The sequence below is a fragment of the Streptomyces sp. NPDC048192 genome (genome assembly GCF_043202415.1).
In the GTDB taxonomy this organism is placed as follows: domain Bacteria; phylum Actinomycetota; class Actinomycetes; order Streptomycetales; family Streptomycetaceae; genus Streptomyces.
Window position 1 is genome coordinate 121,599 of the sequence record NZ_JBIDAL010000010.1, and the last position, 18,284, is coordinate 139,882.

Annotated in this window: 14 protein-coding genes and 1 pseudogene; 9 read left to right on the forward strand and 6 right to left on the reverse strand. The window is 66.5% G+C overall.

The genetic code is table 11. The annotated features are described in order from the left end of the window. Positions 1-252: 252 nt before the first annotated feature. The 4 genes from ACGFZN_RS22805 to ACGFZN_RS22820 all read left to right on the forward strand — a co-directional run bounded on the left by ACGFZN_RS22805 (position 253) and on the right by ACGFZN_RS22820 (position 5,724). Positions 253-2,589 (forward strand): ComEC/Rec2 family competence protein, encoded by a 2,337-nt coding sequence (locus ACGFZN_RS22805; protein ID WP_393860296.1) that lies wholly within the window; start codon positions 253-255, stop codon positions 2,587-2,589. A 289-nt stretch (positions 2,590-2,878) separates the two neighbouring features. Further along, on the forward strand, positions 2,879-3,136 hold the full coding sequence (locus ACGFZN_RS22810; protein WP_393860297.1) for a hypothetical protein: 258 nt from the start codon (positions 2,879-2,881) through the stop codon (positions 3,134-3,136). Between the two features lie 634 nt (positions 3,137-3,770). Then, positions 3,771-4,979 carry a helix-turn-helix transcriptional regulator gene (locus ACGFZN_RS22815; protein WP_393860298.1) on the forward strand — a complete coding sequence of 403 codons (1,209 nt, stop codon included), beginning with the start codon at positions 3,771-3,773 and terminating at the stop codon, positions 4,977-4,979. 10 nt (positions 4,980-4,989) lie between these two features. Next, positions 4,990-5,724, forward strand: a complete 735-nt coding sequence (locus ACGFZN_RS22820; RefSeq protein ID WP_393860299.1) for a Shedu anti-phage system protein SduA domain-containing protein — start codon at positions 4,990-4,992, stop codon at positions 5,722-5,724. A 630-nt stretch (positions 5,725-6,354) separates the two neighbouring features. On the opposite strand, the gene ACGFZN_RS22825 is transcribed toward ACGFZN_RS22820, so the two are convergent. From ACGFZN_RS22825 to ACGFZN_RS22845, 5 genes are all read right to left on the reverse strand, one after another. Beyond that, on the reverse strand, positions 6,355-7,284 hold the full coding sequence (locus ACGFZN_RS22825) for a phage major capsid protein (protein ID WP_393860523.1): 930 nt from the start codon (positions 7,282-7,284) through the stop codon (positions 6,355-6,357). A 132-nt stretch (positions 7,285-7,416) separates the two neighbouring features. Continuing rightward, positions 7,417-7,875: a hypothetical protein gene (locus tag ACGFZN_RS22830; protein ID WP_393860300.1), complete on the reverse strand. Its 459-nt coding sequence runs from the start codon at positions 7,873-7,875 to the stop codon at positions 7,417-7,419. Then, positions 7,868-8,125, reverse strand: coding sequence for a hypothetical protein (locus ACGFZN_RS22835; protein WP_393860301.1), 258 nt, complete (start codon positions 8,123-8,125; stop codon positions 7,868-7,870). Before ACGFZN_RS22835 ends, ACGFZN_RS22830 begins: the two co-directional genes overlap by 8 nt. 608 nt (positions 8,126-8,733) lie before the next feature. Then, positions 8,734-9,207 (reverse strand): hypothetical protein, encoded by a 474-nt coding sequence (locus ACGFZN_RS22840; RefSeq protein ID WP_393860302.1) that lies wholly within the window; start codon positions 9,205-9,207, stop codon positions 8,734-8,736. A gap of 768 nt (positions 9,208-9,975) precedes the next feature. Further along, positions 9,976-11,616, reverse strand: coding sequence for a recombinase family protein (locus tag ACGFZN_RS22845; protein WP_393860303.1), 1,641 nt, complete (start codon positions 11,614-11,616; stop codon positions 9,976-9,978). A 269-nt stretch (positions 11,617-11,885) separates the two neighbouring features. Between ACGFZN_RS22845 and ACGFZN_RS22850 the strand changes: the two genes are divergently transcribed. The 4 genes and pseudogenes from ACGFZN_RS22850 (at position 11,886) to holA (ending at position 15,501) form a co-directional block, all read left to right on the forward strand. Further along, positions 11,886-12,728, forward strand: a complete 843-nt coding sequence (locus tag ACGFZN_RS22850; RefSeq protein WP_393860304.1) for an arylamine N-acetyltransferase — start codon at positions 11,886-11,888, stop codon at positions 12,726-12,728. A 162-nt stretch (positions 12,729-12,890) separates the two neighbouring features. Continuing rightward, positions 12,891-13,734: pseudogene (locus ACGFZN_RS22855) on the forward strand (YceI family protein). Positions 13,735-13,775: 41 nt separating this feature from the next. Then, positions 13,776-14,021, forward strand: a complete 246-nt coding sequence (locus tag ACGFZN_RS22860; protein ID WP_393860305.1) for a hypothetical protein — start codon at positions 13,776-13,778, stop codon at positions 14,019-14,021. Between the two features lie 490 nt (positions 14,022-14,511). Continuing rightward, positions 14,512-15,501, forward strand: coding sequence for a DNA polymerase III subunit delta (gene holA, locus ACGFZN_RS22865; protein ID WP_393860306.1), 990 nt, complete (start codon positions 14,512-14,514; stop codon positions 15,499-15,501). 402 nt (positions 15,502-15,903) lie between these two features. Here holA and rpsT read toward each other — a convergent pair whose 3' ends face one another. Continuing rightward, complete coding sequence (rpsT, locus tag ACGFZN_RS22870; RefSeq protein WP_061922887.1) at positions 15,904-16,170, reverse strand: 30S ribosomal protein S20; 267 nt, start codon at positions 16,168-16,170, stop codon at positions 15,904-15,906. 225 nt (positions 16,171-16,395) lie between these two features. Here rpsT and lepA point away from each other — a divergent pair, with 225 nt between their 5' ends. Next, positions 16,396-18,270, forward strand: coding sequence for a translation elongation factor 4 (gene lepA, locus ACGFZN_RS22875; RefSeq protein ID WP_393860307.1), 1,875 nt, complete (start codon positions 16,396-16,398; stop codon positions 18,268-18,270). The last annotated feature ends 14 nt before the right edge of the window (positions 18,271-18,284 follow it).

Consider the following 18,284-nt stretch of genomic DNA (forward strand, 5'->3'; position numbering starts at 1 on the left):
GTGGGCGGCGTCCTCCTGCTGCGGGTGCGGAGACCGAGCAGGGCCCGACGGCCGGTGGCGGCGACACATACGGCAGCGAACGCACCGTCGGCACGGCAGGGACCTGGAACACCGGCGCCGCGGCCGGCAGCCAGTGGGCCGGCGGTGCACACGGCAGCTGATCGAGCGGCGGCACGGCAGGGACCCAACGCACCGGCGGGGCATGCAGCGCCGCATGCCCCGACGCCATCAGCCAGCCACTCCGGACGGCGGGTGCGAGCCGGGCGGTCGACCGGGCCTGCTGGACGGAGGACGCGGTCCGGGCGGTTCGCGTGGGCCCGTGCCTCCCTCGCCGCTGTGCTGCTCTGCGCGGGCGCGGCGGCGGCCTCGGCCGGGCTTCACGGAGCGGACCTGCGGCGCGGGCCGGTGCCCGAGCTGGCCCGGCGGTACGCGACCGTGACCGCCGAGGTGGAGGTGAGCGGTGACCCCTGGCTGAGCCGGCCGCGCGTGCGCGGTGATCACGCCGCGCCGGTGGCGGTGCTGGCCCGGGCGGAGGTGCGGCGCGTCGAGCGGAGCGATGGGTCGAGCATGCGGACACGGACCCCGGTGCTGCTGGTCGTCGACGCGGACACTCCGGCACCGGAAGGAGCTGCCGCGCGGAACAGCGGGTCCGCGGGGAAGGAGGACGCGGCGCTGTCCGCCGGCCCGGGTGCGCGAGGTGCCCAGGGCACATGGCGTGCACAGGGCCCGCAGGGGGCACGGCAGGCCTGGCTCGGGTTGTTGCCGTCCACGCGCCTGCGGGTCGGCGGGCGGCTGGCGCCCGCGCTGAACGGTGGAGAGCGGACCGCGGCCGTGCTGCGGGTGCGTGGCCGTCCGTTCCCGCGGATCGTGGCCGGGCCCAGCGGACCGCAACGGCTGGCGGGACGGCTCAGGGCCGGGCTGCGGGAGGCGACCGACGGCCTGCCGGGGGACGCGCGAGCGCTGCTTCCGGGGCTCGTCGTCGGCGACACCTCACGGATCACACCCGAGCTGGACGACGCGTTCAAGGAGACGGACCTGGCGCACACGCTGGCCGTGTCCGGCAGCAACCTCACCGTCCTGCTCGCGCTGCTCATCGGCCCGCCCGGGCTGGCGCAGCTGGCCGAGCGCCGTGGCCTGGCCCGGCGGCTCGGGCTCTCGCTGCGGGCGACCGCGCTGCTGGCCGGAGTGCTCACGCTGGGATTCGTGGTCGTGTGCCGGCCCGACCCCAGCGTGCTGCGGGCCGCGGCCTGCGGCGCGGTCGCGCTGCTCGCCCTGGCCACCGGACGCCGTAGGAGCCTGGTTCCCGCGCTGGCCACGGCAGTGCTGCTGCTGGTGCTCTACGACCCGTGGCTGGCCCGCAGTTACGGCTTTCTGCTCTCCGTGCTGGCCACCGGCGCGCTGCTCGTGCTGGCCCCGGGCTGGAGCGAGGCACTGCGCCGGCGCCGGGTGCCTCCCAGGATCGCGGAGGCGCTGGCAGCGGCCGCCGCGGCACAGGCGGTGTGTGCGCCGGTCACGGCGGTGCTGTCGGCGCGAGTGAGCCTGGTCGCGGTGCCGTGCAACCTGCTGGCCGAGGTGGCGGTGGCGCCGGCCACGGTGCTGGGATTCGCGGCGCTCGTGACGGCGCCGGTGGCGATGGCACCCGCCAAGGCGTTGGCGTGGTGCGCGGGGTGGCCCGCCGGCTGGATCGCCCGAGTCGCCCGGACGGGAGCCGCGCTGCCCGGTGCGGGAGTCGACTGGCCGGGCAGCTGGCCGGGGGCGCTGGCGCTCGCGGCGGTCACCGTGGCCGTCGTCCTGGCCGGCCGGCGGCTGATACGGCACCCGTGGTGGTGCGGGCTGCTCGGGGTGCTGGTGCTGCTGGCGGTGGTGCGGCCGGCGCCGCTGACCCGGGTGATCACGGGCTGGCCGCCACCGGGCTGGCGGTACGCGATGTGCGACGTGGGTCAGGGCGATGCGACCGTCCTGGCGGCGGGCGAGGGAGCCGGAGTGGTGGTCGACACCGGACCCGATCCGGCACTGGTCGACCACTGCCTGCGGCACCTGGGCATCACCCGCGTCCCGCTGCTCGTCCTGACCCACTTCCACGCCGACCACGTCGCGGGACTGCCCGGTGTGCTGCGGGGCCGTTCGGTGGCCGCGATCGAGACCACGGGATTCGAGGAGCCCGCCGATGAGGCCGCGTTCGTCAGAAGGGAGGCGGCGTCGCGGCACATCCCGGTCACACGCGCCGTGGCGGGGGAGGAGCGCCGCACGGGATCACTGTCCTGGCGGGTCCTGTGGCCCCCGCCGGATATCCGGCCGCCCGGGGACACACGGACCCCGCTCTGGCCGGGACCGGTGCCCGAGCCGGAGGATCCGAACGACGCCAGCATCGCGATGCTGGTCCGCTCCGGCGGTCTGCGGCTGCTGTTGCTGGGCGATCTGGAACCGCCGGCCCAACAGGCGCTGGCACGCTCGCCGGTGGCGGCCGAGCTGGCCGGTGTGGACGTGCTGAAGGTCGCCCATCACGGGTCGGCGTACCAGGATCCGGAGCTGATACGGCTCGCGGCTCCCCGAGTGGCGCTCATCAGCTGTGGTGAGGACAACCCGTAGGGTCGTGACTTCCAGTTCTAGCACGTCCTACCTGGTCAGCGCATCAACGCAACGGCAGAAGTGAGGCCCAAATTACGGCAGTTACCTGCACTCGAAGGGTTCCAGCCGCGTAACCTGATCACGTAAAAATCAGCGCCCCGGCGGGAAGGGTGATGGCTTCCGCACCGGGGCTTACCGACTGATTGGAGTCGGCATGCCTGAGCCTATCGGCACTGGGACACAAGAGCCCATGCGCCGCCTTCCGTGGACCGATCCGGATGGCAGGGCGGAGTACGTAGCGCCGGGGGAGGTGGACCAGATTGCGGACCGCGCGGAAGCTCACATCATCCGCATGGCGCGCAGTGATGCCGCTTACGCGCTGACCATGGCCCAGCGCCCGGAAGTCTCACGCGCTGAACTGTGCGCCCTGGTGGTCAAGTTGGCTGACGCCGTGAAGGATGTTGCCAGCGTGGCGGAACTGCGCGGGGAACGGCTCAGCGAACCCATGTATGCCCCAGCGGCAAGGGCACTGGAAAAGGCCCTACGCGAAGCCCTGAGCCAGCGCTGAATACCGGGTAGCAGGAAGCCCCGCCCGTATGCCACAGGGGGAGTAGCACACGGACGGGGCAGCCGACACACACTGAGCCATCGGCGAAGCCCAGCGGGCCGGAGTCTTACCAGCGGATAGGTTCCGCATCCCCACCGACACATACGGGGCAGGCACGCTTAAACGTCCATCCGCAGAGTGCACATCCGTCGAATCCCCAGCACCCGTCACACCAAATTTCACGGTGCCCAGCGCAGCACCCGCACAGGTCCCCGAATTTCCACAGAGACCAGGGCTCTTCTCCGCCCGTTCGTCCGGCGCGTGGCTTTGGGTGGTATGGCGTGACAGCACGGCGCTTCGGGCGCTCTGGCGCTGTGGTCATCCATGCCCGTCCGGGTGCCGCGCCATAAGGACGTTGCAGTCAGTCACGGTTGTCCAGTCGCCACCCGCCCGCGCACGGTCCCGAACGTTGGCCAGCTCTCGACAACCGGCGCATCCGTCAACGGGCGTTGGCTCCAATTCGGCTGCCCGGTACGGAAGCTCGACCGGCGCGCTTGGGTATCGCTTCGGTTCCGTCATGCGCCCCAGCGTCCGCCCGAAGTCGATCTAGAACTAGCGGCCACATGTAGGCCAGATGTCGGCCAGAATTGGAGACATGGGGACCAGCATCGGGGCCAACATCAAACGTCTGCGCGAACAGCGCGGGTGGAGTCAGGCACGGCTAGCGCATGAGGTCTGTCAGGCAGCCGGGGTGATTGGTGATCCGGTCGGACGGCAAGAGATCAGCCGATGGGAGACAGGCAAGCGCACGCCCCGTGAGTGGCTGCCGTTCCTCGCTGCCGCCCTAGGCGTGTCCGTGGATGTGCTCAGGGAGCCTCAGAAGCCCGCTGAGCCCCCTTTGCCGACCCTCGCTGACTTCCTGCCCGAAGGGGACCCGCTAAGCCCGCTGGAAGCCCGTACCGGCCGTATCGGCATGTCCACGGTGGATGACCTACAACAGCGCGTGCACGGGCTCAGGCTTGCTGATGATGTGCTGGCCGGCGGAGACCTTATTCGTCCTGCCCTTCGGGACCTTCGGCGCGCTGTGAAGCTGTACCGAGAGAACACCTACGGCAGCGAAGTAGGGCGCCAACTACTCAGGCAGATCGGAGAGTTGGCACAGATTGCCGGATGGATTGCCAGCGACGCCGGGCAGCACGAAGAGGCAGAGCGCATCTACCGGCTAGGAATCAGCGCGGCAAGACAGGCCGAGGACCACACCCTTGCCGGGAACATTGCCGGGTCTCTTGCCTACCAGCTCAGCAACACAGGTCGGGAATCCGAAGGGCTCACGCTGGCACAAGCCGCCTTGAATGACGCTGGCAGCGACGCACCCCCGAAAGCCCGCGCGCTATACCTGGACCGGGTGGCATGGGCGCACACGAAAGCCGGGGGAGTGGAGAACGGGCAGCAAGCCATGCGTGCACTGGGGGAAGCCGGGCAGGCGCTCAGCGAAGACAGCCCCGGGACGGAATCGCCTGCCTACCTGTATTGGGTGGACGCTGGAGAACTCCGGGTCATGGAATCCCGGGTTTACACAGAGCTTCACCGACCCTTGCGCGCTGTGCCGTTGCTCCGGGAAGTCCTCAGCGGCTATGACGCCACGCACACCCGGGAATTGGCCCTGTACCTGTCTTGGCTGGCCGTTGCGCTGGCTGACGCGAATGAGCCGGAAGAGTCGGCGGCAGTGGCCGGACGGGTCATTTCCCTAGGATCTGACACACCGTCAGAAAGAGTGGCCGAACGGGTGCGCGTCGTTCTCGGCCGGTTGCAGGTATATGCGAACGTACCGGAGGTGCGAGCGATCCTAGATAGTGCAGCCTAAAATCTTCAAGTTGATCGCATTCAAAGGGGGTATGGCTGTGGTTTTCGAATATGACGGTGAACTCGACAGACGAGTTAACGCGGCGCATCAAATTCTTTCGCCACTCGGCTTCAAGCGGGTTTGTGCCCTGGAATCGATTGAGTCGAGTCTCGTTGCAAGATTTCGAGCGGAAGTCGAAGCCGCCACCAACGAAAAGCCGATGCAGAAAATCCTTTGGGAGTATCCACAGATTCTGGCCCGCTTCCTAGGGCCTGGCCATTGCTGGTGGATAAAACAGGAAGTGCGCTTGGGTAACGAGCTAAGGCCAGACTTCATGGCCGCTCGAACGGAAAGCATCTTCTTGAATTACCGACTGGTGGAACTGGAAAGCCCTACAGCACTATGGTTCAACCCGAGCAACGGGAAGCCAGCAGAGAAGATGGTGGAAGCCGTACAGCAGGTAGCCGAATGGCGGTATTGGATCGAGAAGAATCAAGATTACGCGCAGAAACCGAAGCCATTTGGGCTCGGTCTCGCGAATTTGACTCGACACTACATGCGCTCTCAGATTGTGATTGGGCGACGCAAGTCAGTGACAGATGCCGACCGAGAGCGGCTGAATGCAATGAAGTCCATCGAAGCAGGCTATACAGTACACACGTATGATTCCCTAATCGAACGGTCCAAACGCCCCCCGGCCAATGAGTACGGACAAGGAGGAAATGACCTTTGTGAAGAGTGTCACTATATTGCGGACGATCTGTAAGCCCGCGCAAATGGCTCTGCTTGCGGCGCTAGCTTTTTCCCTCCCTGCCGGTCAATCTCTGAGGGGGAAGGGGGTCACCCCCCACCCGGGTAGGTCTCAGAACGGAGGAACGTCATCAGGCTTCGGCGGCTGAGGCTTCACCTTCTCGGCTGCCCAACCACCAGGCTGATTCTTCGCGGTCTCACTGTCATGGCATGGCTTGCACAGTGGTCGAAGGTGCTTAGGTGCATCAGGGTTTGGCTCACCTCTTGCTTGCAATTGCTTTCGACTCAGCGGCCAATGGTCAGCGACGGTTGCCGCGCGACTGCACAGGACACACCACGGATTCGCGTACAGGTAAGCCTTGCGCTTGCGCTGCCAGCCAACGTCATAACCACGCTTGCTCGCACTGCCCCGCTGTTCCTCGCGCTGCCTCTTGTGCTGAGCGCATGGACCACCATTGGTCAGCTCACTGCATCCCGGCTGGCTGCACGGCTTCATTGGCTTTCTCGGCATGTCGGTACTCCCGGGGGCATGGGTGGGCACCTACGAATTTCGGAGGTGGGGGCAGGCCGGCACATACAGGAATAGCCCCGTCATCACCCGGTGCCAGTAAAGGTGATGACGGGGCCAGATCATGTGGCTACGTCATTAGGAAGCAGCGTTGGTGATGCGGACGTGAGCACCAGCCACGGGCATACCGAAGGCAACTCGCATGGTGCCTCGCACGCCGACACGGTCAGAGGAGAAGTACGCCGAACGGTCAACGTCAAGGCGCGTGTCCTCACGGGTCACCACAAGCAAATCATCCTTGCTGATGCCGTAAACCGTGTCAGCCGGAACGTACGGGCTAACGATGATCGGACGGCCGAGAATGGTACGGCGTCCATCAGCGGTCAGGTCCGGGTTTAGAAGCGCCTTGTTGGAACCGGTCGCATCCTTGAGCTTCGCAATCTCAAGGGCCGTGGCAGCACCTGTGACCCAAGAGGTAATCCGGCCCCCGGAAGCCTCACTGAGAGAAACGGCCTCTTCGAACGGGTCAAGGTTGGCGTACGTGACCGGGGCAGAAACAGTCGAGATACCGGCCAGCGAAGCGAAGCCAGCCGGGTTAGGCGAAGACAGCGCATTGAATAGCGCGTTATCCACGCTGTTGGCAATCTGCCGTGCGATGCTCCGTCCGATCTGGTCAGTCGCAGAAGGGTTGGAATCGTCGGCAAGCTCACGGCTGACAATGGTCAGGCCAGCGAACTTAGCCGGGGTAACCACCAGCTCATCAAAGTCAGCGTCAGACGGGGTGATCTCCGCGCCCTCAGCCACAGCGCCAACGGTCACGTCAGACGCGAGAATCGGAATGCGGTAGTCATGCGCCTTAGTGATGACCTTCGTACCGGCCAGGTAAGCGACGGAAAGAGCCTCAACGGGCTTCGTGACAATCTCCCCGTACTCCGGGGGTAGAACGGCACCGTTGGCAGGAGTAAGCATGGTCATGCTGAAAGTCCTTTGTGTTTGGGCATGTGCGCGGCGAATGGCCAGCGCGATGAATGGAGCCCGCTGCACCTGGCAGCGCGGAAATGCGGGCACCTGGCCCAAACAGCGAAAAATCCGCCGCCCACCTGGGGCACTAGCGGATTCTCAGAAGGCACCTACGGATATATGTAGATGGGTATTCAGTTATGTGGATGATCCGGGGCAGGAAACCACCCCGGACCCTTGTCAGCGTCCCTTGAACTGAAGTGCGTCAAGCATGCTCAGAGGGCGTTCTGCCACTTCGTGACGGCCCCCACCAACATCACCCCAGGGGCGATTGGGATTGCCGAGACCAGGACGCTTCGCTAGGAGCGCTTCAATTGCGGCATCAACGGCGTCCGGCATGACGTTCCCTTCCGGGTCGGTCAGATCCTCAACGTTGACCTTGCCTATTTCGAAGAGATCAGCACCAACGGCTAGCTTGTCCGCTGCGTGTGCCTCAATCTCCTTGCGCAGTAGCGCCGCAATTCGGGCTTCGGCAGCCTCTAGCTTCGTTTCAGCTTCGCGGAGCTTCGTTCGGTACTTCGCGGCTTCTCGGTTCGCCGAATTCCCTTCACCTGACGTGTTATCAGGTGCGGCAGCCGGCGCGGAGGTTTCGGGACTCTGGTCCGGCGTTCCCTCAGCGGGAGTAGGCGCCTCAGGCATCGGCCTTACCTCCCTCGCTGTAGATGAACGTCAGCAAGTGCGACGCCGGGCAATTGGTCGCGTACGTGACCACCTCAGAAGCGGTCATGTGGCTGCCGTACAGGGTGCGCATTTCGTCTTCGTCAAGAAAGAGCGCCTGTGCAAGCGCAGAAACGGGAAGCTGAGCATCCGGCGCGCTGTGGGCTATCGCTGCAACGATCTGGCAGGCGGCAAACTGATCATCTGCAAGCTGCGCAAGAAGAGAAGTCATGATCTGTGTCCTTTGTTGAATCCCCGCCGCTCAACCGGACCAGGACACGGAACCCGGGAGCGGCGGGGAAGAATGTGAGCCCATACCCGGCAGGTATCGCACCTGAAGACGCCCGGGTATGGGCATGCGGGGTAACCACTCCCGACTTAGGAGATTGGGCTATGAATCTAGCCCTTACCGCTGAGACCAGTCAGCGGAGTCTTTGAGCACCTACGAATTTCGGAGGTGGCTAGCCCTGCCAGCGCAGCGCGCTACGAATGCGGGAATCCAGCGAGGGGCCTTTATGCTTCGGCTGTGCGTAGGCGATTCCATGGGCTGTACGCTTCTCCACTCGAATGCCTAGGCTTCGGAGTGTCCTTGCGTACGGGCCGTAGGGAGCACCATTCTTGCCGTTCCGCCACAGCCAGCCCTGTACGTCCCGGAATAGGTCTTCTACCTTTACGGAACCGTTCGGGTCGGTGCGTATCAGTGCGTCCAGTGCAGCGCAGATATCCGGTACGTGTGCATGGTCGGAGTCTCGGAATGCCATCAGATAACCCCCGCAGCGCGATAGAGCAGAGACACCAGGAATGTGAGGCTGACCAGATCAACCACGAACGCAGTGCGCATCAGCGACCACCAGCCGCATAGGCGCGGACTAGCCGGGCATGTGTTGCGCGCTCGGCGTCGACTGGCTGCCTGCCGTAGCGACTTCCTAGGCCCTTGTCCTGAGCGTCTAGGAATGCGTGTGCGGCCTTCGCGCTGCGTTCCCGGGCCATGCCCTCAGTGAAGCGCCGTTCATCGCGCACAGCGGCATAGGCGGCCTTGATGAGCGGGGCAATGGTTTCTTCCAGACCCTCACGGCCGACACGCCGGTAAGCCTGGTCCATCTTCCGATGGCAGGAGCGGCAAAGGGCAACGTAATTCCGGCTGTCCTCAGACCACACGCGCCCGTCTTCGCTGCGCTCATTCTCGTCATTCCAGCGGTAAGCCCACTGGTCGGCACTCAGGAAGCACCAGGCGCACGCATGGTATTTGGCAGGAAGCCTCAGAGCGTCTAGCCGGCGGTGCATTGCACGGTACTCAGATTCGACGGAAGTCATGTGAAGTTCTTTCGGTGGGGTGCAGGAACGACTAAAGGCCCAATCCAGGGACTCAGCACAACTAGGCACCCCTGCCAGTCATGCGAGTCAACCCGGATTGGGCCTTTAGAGGTGTGCGGAAATGCTCTTGGAGCTGCCCCCGCACGGGCGTTCATGGGCAGACCTCAGCAGGGGTGCGGTCCGCAGCGAAGACACGGAAGGTGCCTTCAAGATGTGTCTAGTGAGTCGAATGCCTATTTCGACTGAAAGTCACGTGATTCTGAGCGACCGGCTAAAGCGTTACGGACCCGTTACCGCTGACGGGGGTCGGTGCCCAAAAACCATAAGGAATGCAGAAGTGTAGGTTTGGCAGTCAGTCTCGATATCGGCATAGAAACCTATATCGGTTATGAGAGTGGGTGCACTTTCTACACTTCTACACTGGAGAGAAGTTTATGCAGGTCAAGTGGGGTCTAGCTGATGGTATGTCAGGTTGTGGCGTGTAGGTTCGCCCTTCCCGCTGAACCAAAGAGGTCTAGACCAGTCTCGTAAGTTGAGATATCAACAGCAACTGTGGACAACTGCGTCCGCGTGTCGGGACATCCGCAACCCTGTGGATGGCGCCAGCAAGCGCCCTGAGTGCCCGTCTGAGCCGTTCCGGCACTTCTCGGGTGCCAGGTTGCCTCACCCCGCCAAGCGGGCTCACAGGGGCGCTGAGGGCACGAGAAAAGCCCCGCCGGGCGTCGCTGCCTGACGGGGCCTGGGTTGGGCGCTGTTGGGCCTATGTGGCTAGCGCTCTGCGGCTTCCAACTCCGCTGCCACGGCCGTGATTGCGTCTGCTGCCTCAGCGAAGAACGGGTGTTTCACGTCGAAGTTGACGCGCCGGGTATCCAACGTGCGCCACCCCCCACGCTGCGCGCGCTTAACGCTCAGATACGCCCCGGCGCTCTGCAACAGCTTTCGCTTTCCGGCCAAGTCGGCTTCCGCCCACAGGTCCGTATAGGTCTTGCCAGTCCCGATTACCTCAGTACGGGGCTCCACACGCTCACGCGTTTCCAGTTCAGCCAGTCGTGCGTCAAGGGCATCCGCCCGCTTCTGCCACGCTGCCTTAGCCGCACTGGACTTCTGCCGCCCCTGTTGCGCCTGGTGCTCTTCGTACTCAGCGAGCGTGGCGGCAATCTCAGGCTGAGGGTCATACCCCGGAATGGTGCGCGTGTGCGTGACTTCGAGCGCTCCCAGCATCCGTAGAAACTCACGCTCCGCGTACTCATCGGCCCATTCCCGCTTGATGATTGCGGGTGCATCGCACTTACGGCCCCGGGTGTGTGCGCTGCACTTGTATGTGTGGGTCATGCTGGTGCTCTTACTCTTAGGGGACGGCTGGTGCAGATACATCCGCTCCCCGCAGCTTTCACAGTGAATGACCCGGAGCAGAAGAGCCACAGTGTCCACGCGGTCCGGCTTCTTGTTGTCTACAGAGCGCTCAGCCAGCACAGCGCCGATTGCGTCGAATTCCTCGCGGGTGAGAATCGGCTCAGGGCTAGCCATGACTGGCCGGCCTTCGCTGTCCCGCACCGGCCCTGTTTCCGTGACCTTCCACCCCAACAGGCGCTCAGAGGTGAGAAGGTGCTTAATCGCGCCGTGTCGCCAAGTGAATCGGCCCCGTACGACGGTTTCACCAGCCGCACCGCCTGTCTTTCCGCCCGTCTTACGCCCTTGCTTGATGCTCCAGTGATCCCGGGAAGAGGGAATCTGGTCTTCGTTGAGCCCCCGTGCAATTGCGGCAAGGCTCTTAGGGGGAACGCCCTTGCTGGGGTCTCCCTTGAGTTCCTTGATGATGCGCTCAAGCACGGCAACGGCTTCCGGGTCCTGCACCAGCGTGTAGCCGCCGCCTTCCATGGGAGCGGGCATGTAGCCATACGGCGGACGGGAACCGCGCCAACGAAGGGGCATGACGCGCATTGCTGCCTGGGCGCTGGTCACGCGTTCCCGGATTGCCTGAGCTTCCATCTGTGCCGCAAAGGCGAAGAGCGTGACCATGAGCTGAGCCATGGGGTCCAGCGGATTGCGGAAGTCCAGCACCAGTCGCCCGCCCGGACCTTCGGCGAACACAATCATTTTCCGGTGTTCGCGTGCCCATGCAGCCAAGTTGTGCATGTCTTCCATGGATCGGACCGCGCGGTCAAAGCGCCAAAAGACCAGCGCGTCAAAGTCATCGGGGCGACGAAGCCAGGCACCCAATTCCGGGCGCTCAAAGGGCGTGGTCTTGCTTGCGCTTACTCCGAGATCAACGGCTTCCCGGTCGGCAAGGTCAATTCCCAGCGCCATTGCAGCGCCCCGGTTGGCTTCTCGCTGGCGTTCCGGGCTGGTGGTCTCGTCGGTCAGTACGGACAGGCGGAGGCAAGACACGCCCCTGAGCTGAGTGGTCACGGTCCCGTGTGAGTGAGTCGAAGGCTCAAGGCCTCTGACCTGCACAGATGCCGCCATGGCGGGTGTCTCCTAGAACTACTAGTCGGAGACCCTGCGGAAACCCGTACGGACACCCGGCCCCGGCGACCGTGGCCGCGCTGCGGACGGGCGGAGCGCTGGTGCTGCGCACCGACCGGGACGGAGAGCTCGCGGTCGGCGAAACCGGTGGGACGGGCGGGGAGATGCGGGTGGCGAGAGACCGATGACCGGGATTCGACCAGACTGGATGCATGGACTCACGTCAGGCCGACGCATATCTCCGCCGGATCAGCGCTAAGCGCCCGCCGAAACCCACCAGCGGGGCGCTGCACGAGCTGCATCTGCGCCATCTGCGGACGGTGCCCTTCGAGAACCTGTCGATCCACCTCGGCGAGGAGATCGTGCTGGAGGAGGAGCGGCTGCTGGACAAGCTGATCGGACGTGGGAGGGGTGGCTTCTGCTACGAACTGAACGGCGCCTTCGGTGCGTTGCTCACCGCACTCGGCTACGAGGTGGAGTTGCTCGCTGCACGCGTGTACGGCGCCGAGGGACGGCTCGGCATCCCCTACGACCATCTGGCTCTGCGGGTCGGGACGGTGGAGGGGGACTCCTGGATCGCGGACGTCGGGTTCGGGGCGCACAGCCACCACCCGCTGCGCTGCACGGACCGCGCGGAGCAGGCCGACCCCGGCGGGGTGTTCCGGGTGGCGGACGCCGGGCCGGACGCGGCCGGGGTGCGGGGCGGCGGCTCGGCCGGCGCCGGGGACCTGGACGTCGTACAGGATGGGACACCGCGGTACCGGCTGGAGACGCGGCCCCGGGCGCTCGGGGACTTCGTGGCCGGCGCCTGGTGGCACAGCACCTCCCCGCTGTCGCACTTCACCCGGTCGCTGGTCTGCTCCCGGCTCACCGAGGACGGCGGGAGGATCACGCTCAGCGGGCGCGAACTGAAGACGACGGCGGTCGACGGCACGCGCACCGCAACGGAGTTGGAGACCGAGGAGGCGATCCTGACGGCGTACCGGGAGAGGTTCGGGATCGAGCTGGACCGGGTGCCGACGGTGCGGGACCGGAACCCGAGCCCGAACCCGTAATTGGGCTCAGTTCCGGCGCTTGTGCCTGATTCCCGCTATGTGGGCGCGAGTTGCCTCGAAAGCCGCATCGGTGACCGAATGGATCTTCGGCAACAGGTGATGTCGAGGCGTACAGGGGTGTCGTGCATGTTCGGCCGCTGGCGGAATGACCGGGCGAAGCGGATGCAGCAGACGGGTCCCCTGACGGCGGTGCAGACGCCGCCCGGCGCCGGAGTGCTGAGCTGCCGCGTGGTCGATCCGGTCAGCGGTCCGGTCGCAGGGGCGGAGTTCGCGGTCAGCGACGCCATGGGCCGCAAGGTCGTGAGCGGCGGCACGGACCCCTACGGGTCGTTCATGACGGTCGTGCCGGCGGGAGGACCGCCTCGCGGTGTCGGCGGAGGGCTATGCGCCCTACCGGGCCACCGCGCTGGTCGGCGAGAACTCCCTCGCCTCCCTCGGTGACGTGGTCCTTCAGGTGGCCCAGCCGCCGGAGCCGCCGGCCCCGGGCGAGTGGGAGATCGAGCCCATGCACTCCTCGATCGGCTTCGCCGCGCGGCACATCGGGCTGGCCCGGATCCACGGGCGGTTCAACTCGTTCGCCGGGGCGGTGCGGATCGGGGAGCGGGTGGAGCAGTCGGCGATGCACGTGGTGATCGACGCCGCGTCCATCGACACGAGCGTGCGGACGCGGGACGACCATCTGCGCTCGGCGGACTTCCTGGACGTGCAGCGGTTTCCGACGCTGGAGTTCTACAGCGACCGGTTCGTCCACAAGGGCGGCAGCCGGTGGGCGATCACCGGTGCGCTGACGCTGCACGGCGTGACCCGCACGGTCACGCTCGACGCCGAGTACCTCGGGCTGGGCAACGGCATGGAAGGCGAGGTACGGGCGGCCTGCCGGGCCACCACGGAACTGCACCGGGACGACTTCACCGTGAGCTGGCAGTCCATGCTGGCGCGGGGCATCGCGGTCGTCGGTCCCAGCATCCGGGTCGACCTCGACGTGCAGATCGTGCCCAAGGGCTGACCTGGCGATCCGGTGTCCGAGCGGTGCCGGAGAATGTGGCCGTGAGTGATGTGCGACATGTACTGGTGCTGCCCGACCGGGACGCGGCGGAGGGGGCGGCCGAGGCGCTCGGAGAGCGGTTCGGCATCGACGAGGAGCCCCGGCTCGTCCGGGACGCGCTGGCCGGGGAGGACGACGCCGAGGACGCGCAGTGGCTGGTGGTGCTGCGGGACGAGGACGGACGGCTGGATCCGGCGGAACTGGACGCGTTCGCGGGCGAGTGGGACGGCTGGCGCGAGGAGCCGTGACCGGCAGCCGCGACCGGCGAGCCATGACCAGCGAGCGCGAAGGCTCCGGCACGGCGCCGCATGAGCCGCCCCGGTCCCGGCCCCGCTTCCTGCCCTCGGCCCCGCTTCAACCCCTCGGCCTCGCTCGCGCCGCGACCCGCCGAGCCCCGGGTTCCTGAGCCCGGGCCTGCCGAGCCGCGGGCCCCTCCGCGCTGGCCCGCGGAGACTCGGGTCCCTGAATCCCGGCCTGCCGAACCCTGCGTCCTTGAGCCCATGCCTGCCGAGCCGCGGGCTAAGCCCCGGCCCTTCGCCCCCCGCCCCTAAGCCCCGGCCCTACGAACCCCTGCCCCCCGAACCGCCGGCCCGCCAAGCCCCGCCCGCCGAACCCCCGTCACCGAACCTCCGCCCGCCAAGCACCGTCCATCCCCGAGAGCTGCTCCGGGTGCGGTCAGGGAACGGTCAGGGGTTGTGGGGAGCCTGATTGTCAGTGCCGCGTGGGATGCTTTGAGCGATGGCCAGGAAGACTGCGAATGACGACCCTCTCGCCCCGGTGACGCTCGCCGTGGGCCAGGAGGACCTCCTGCTCGACCGTGCCGTGCAGGAGGTGGTGGCCGCCGCCAAGGCCGCCGACGCCGACACGGACGTACGCGACCTCACCCCGGACCAGGTGCAGCCCGGCACGCTCGCCGAGCTCACCAGTCCCTCGCTCTTCGCCGAGCGGAAAGTCGTGGTCGTACGCAATGCGCAGGACCTGTCCGCTGACACGGTCAAGGACGTGAAGGCGTATATCGGGGCGCCCGCCGAGGAGATCACGCTCGTGCTGCTGCACGCGGGCGGGGCCAAGGGCAAAGGACTGCTGGACGCCGCGCGCAAGGCGGGCGCGCGGGAGGTCGCCTGCCCCAAGATGACCAAGCCGGCGGACCGGCTGGCCTTCGTGCGGGGCGAGTTCCGCTCCTTCGGGCGTTCGGCCACGCCCGAGGCGTGCCAGGCGCTCTGCGACGCCATCGGCAGCGATCTGCGGGAGCTGGCCTCGGCGGTCTCCCAGCTGGTCGCCGACGTGGAGGGGACGATCGACGAGGCGGTCGTCGGGCGGTACTACACCGGCCGGGCCGAGGCCTCCAGCTTCACGGTCGCGGACCGGGCCGTGGAGGGGCGCACGGCGGAGGCGCTGGAGGCGCTCAGATGGTCGCTGGCGACGGGCGTGGCGCCGGTGATGATCACCAGCGCGCTCGCCCAGGGCGTGCGGGCGATCGGCAAGCTGTCCTCCGCGCGCGGGGGGCGGCCGGCGGATCTGGCGCGGGAGCTGGGGATGCCGCCGTGGAAGATCGATCGGGTACGGCAGCAGATGAGGGGGTGGACACCGGACGGGGTCGCGGTGGCGATGCGGGCGATCGCCGAGGCCGACGCGGGCGTGAAGGGCGGCGGCGACGACCCGGAGTACGCGTTGGAGAAGGCCGTCGTGGTGATCGCCCGCGCCGCTCGCTCCCGCGGCCGCGGATAGGCGAATAGACGGATAGCGGGGGATGCCGAGGGATACCGGAGCCTCCGCCGCAGCCCCTGCTTGCCGAACTCCACCCCGGCCACTGAGAACTCCACCCCGGTCCCTGAGAACCCCACCCGGCCCCTGAGCCCCCCGGAACCTCAGAACCCCACCCCAGCCCCTGAGAACCCCACCCGGCCCCCGATCCCCCATCCCCGCCCCGGCTTGTGAAAGTCGCCCCCCGCATGCCGAAAGCCCCGCCACCCACCCTGGGGAAGGGGGAGCGGAGGGGCCTTCGGTCGAGCTGGTGGACTCGCACCCGCGTGGCGAACGCAGGCCGCGTGCGAATCCGGGGTGCCGGTCGGGAGCGGATGAGAGAGGGCCCGCTCTGGGTCCTTCCGGCGGTCAGATCAAAGAGGAGGTTCAGCCCTTGAGGGTCGCGACCTTGGAAGCAAGCGCCGACTTCTTGTTGGCGGCCTGGTTCTTGTGGATGACGCCCTTCGAGACGGCCTTGTCGAGGGCACGCGCGGCGGCGCGCTGCAGCTCGGTGGCCTTCTCGACGTCACCCGCGGCAGCGGCCTCACGGGCCTTGCGGATCGCGGTCTTCAGGGAGGACTTGACGGCCTTGTTGCGCAGCCGGGCCTTCTCGTTGGTTTTGATCCGCTTGATCTGGGACTTGATGTTCGCCACGAAGGAGCCTTTTCAGGTTCAGGTGCGGGGCCGCGAAGGTCCCGTACCGGTGATCCAAAATTGTTTGTCGCGCCTCGCGCTGAGAGGGCATGAGGCACAGCCATCTACAGTACCAGTGGCCCTGCGAGCGGCCCAAAACGGTCCCCGGTCCCTCCGCGTGGGACCATGGAGACTACGTATCGATCCGACCCGAGGCATAAGGCGCCTCAAGAGACAGGACCCTGCGTGCCCGCGACCCCTAACCATGTGCCCGAGCCGAGCCGTACCGACCCGGCTCTGATCCGCAATTTCTGCATCATCGCGCACATCGACCACGGCAAGTCCACGCTCGCCGACCGGATGCTCCAGCTGACCGGTGTGGTCGAGCAGCGGCAGATGCGTGCTCAGTACCTCGACCGGATGGACATCGAGCGCGAGCGCGGCATCACGATCAAGTCCCAGGCGGTGCGTCTGCCCTGGGCCCCCACCGAGGGCCCCGACCAGGGCACGACCCACATCCTCAACATGATCGACACCCCGGGGCACGTCGACTTCACCTACGAGGTCTCGCGGTCGCTCGCCGCCTGTGAGGGCACCATCCTCCTCGTCGACGCCGCCCAGGGCATCGAGGCGCAGACCCTCGCCAACCTCTACCTGGCGATGGAGAACGACCTCACGATCATCCCCGTACTCAACAAGATCGACCTGCCGGCGGCGCAGCCGGAGAAGTTCGCCGAGGAGCTGGCGAACCTGGTCGGCTGTGACCCGGAGGACGTCCTCAAGGTCTCCGCCAAGACCGGTCTCGGCGTGGACGCGCTGCTGAACAAGGTCGTCAAGGAGATCCCGGCGCCGGTCGGCGTCGCCGACGCGCCCGCCCGGGCGATGATCTTCGACTCGGTGTACGACTCCTACCGCGGTGTCGTGACGTACGTCCGTGTCATCGACGGCCAGCTCAACAAGCGCGAGCGCATCAGGATGATGTCGACCGGCGCCACCCACGAGCTGCTGGAGATCGGCGTCAACTCGCCCGAGATGCTGCCGGCCGACGGCCTCGGCGTCGGCGAGGTGGGCTATCTGATCACCGGTGTGAAGGACGTCCGCCAGTCCAAGGTCGGTGACACCGTCACCAGTCAGAACAAGGGGGCGACGGAGGCGCTCGGCGGGTACAAGGACCCGAAGCCGATGGTCTTCTCGGGCCTGTATCCGCTCGACGGCTCCGACTACCCGGAGCTGCGCGAGGCCCTGGACAAGCTGCAGCTCAACGACGCCGCGCTGGTCTACGAGCCGGAGACCTCGGCCGCGCTCGGCTTCGGCTTCCGCGTCGGCTTCCTCGGCCTGCTGCACCTGGACGTGATCCGGGAGCGGCTGGAGCGCGAGTTCGGTCTGGACCTGATCGCCACCGCCCCCAACGTGGTGTACCGCGTGATCATGGAGGACGGCACCGAGCACACGGTCACCAATCCGAGCGAGTTCCCCGAGGGCAAGATCCAGGAGGTCTTCGAGCCCGTGGTGCGGGCCACCATCCTGGCGCCCACCGAGTTCATCGGCGCGATCATGGAGCTGTGCCAGACCCGGCGCGGCACCCTGCTCGGCATGGACTACCTCTCCGAGGACCGGGTCGAGATCCGCTACACCCTGCCGCTCGCGGAGATCGTCTTCGACTTCTTCGACCAGCTGAAGTCCAAGACGCGCGGCTACGCCTCCCTCGACTACGAGCCCACGGGCGAGCAGAGCAGTTCCCTGGTCAAGGTCGACATCCTGCTGCACGGCGACAAGGTCGACGCCTTCTCGGCGATCACCCACAAGGACCAGGCGTACGCGTACGGCGTGCGGCTCGTCGCCAAGCTGAAGGAGCTGATCCCGCGGCAGAACTTCGAGGTGCCGGTGCAGGCCGCCATCGGCTCGAGGGTCATCGCCCGCGAAACCATCCGCGCCATCCGCAAGGACGTCCTCGCCAAGTGCTACGGCGGTGACATCTCCCGTAAGCGGAAGCTGCTCGAGAAGCAGAAGGAAGGCAAGAAGCGGATGAAGATGGTGGGTTCCGTGGAGGTTCCGCAGGAAGCGTTCATCGCCGTGCTGTCGAGTGATGACGGTGCGGGGTCGGCCAAGGGCAAGAAGTAACCAGAGGTAACAGC

What these genes read in the sequence shown, in the direction of transcription:
- ACGFZN_RS22815 (WP_393860298.1), top strand. Translation starts at nt 3,771, where the DNA reads ATGGGGACCAGCATCGGGGCCAACATCAAACGTCTGCGCGAACAGCGC.
- ACGFZN_RS22830 (WP_393860300.1), bottom strand. Translation starts at nt 7,875, where the DNA reads ATGCCTGAGGCGCCTACTCCCGCTGAGGGAACGCCGGACCAGAGTCCC.
- ACGFZN_RS22835 (WP_393860301.1), bottom strand. Translation starts at nt 8,125, where the DNA reads ATGACTTCTCTTCTTGCGCAGCTTGCAGATGATCAGTTTGCCGCCTGC.
- ACGFZN_RS22840 (WP_393860302.1), bottom strand. Translation starts at nt 9,207, where the DNA reads ATGACTTCCGTCGAATCTGAGTACCGTGCAATGCACCGCCGGCTAGAC.
- ACGFZN_RS22850 (WP_393860304.1), top strand. Translation starts at nt 11,886, where the DNA reads ATGGACTCACGTCAGGCCGACGCATATCTCCGCCGGATCAGCGCTAAG.
- holA (WP_393860306.1), top strand. Translation starts at nt 14,512, where the DNA reads ATGGCCAGGAAGACTGCGAATGACGACCCTCTCGCCCCGGTGACGCTC.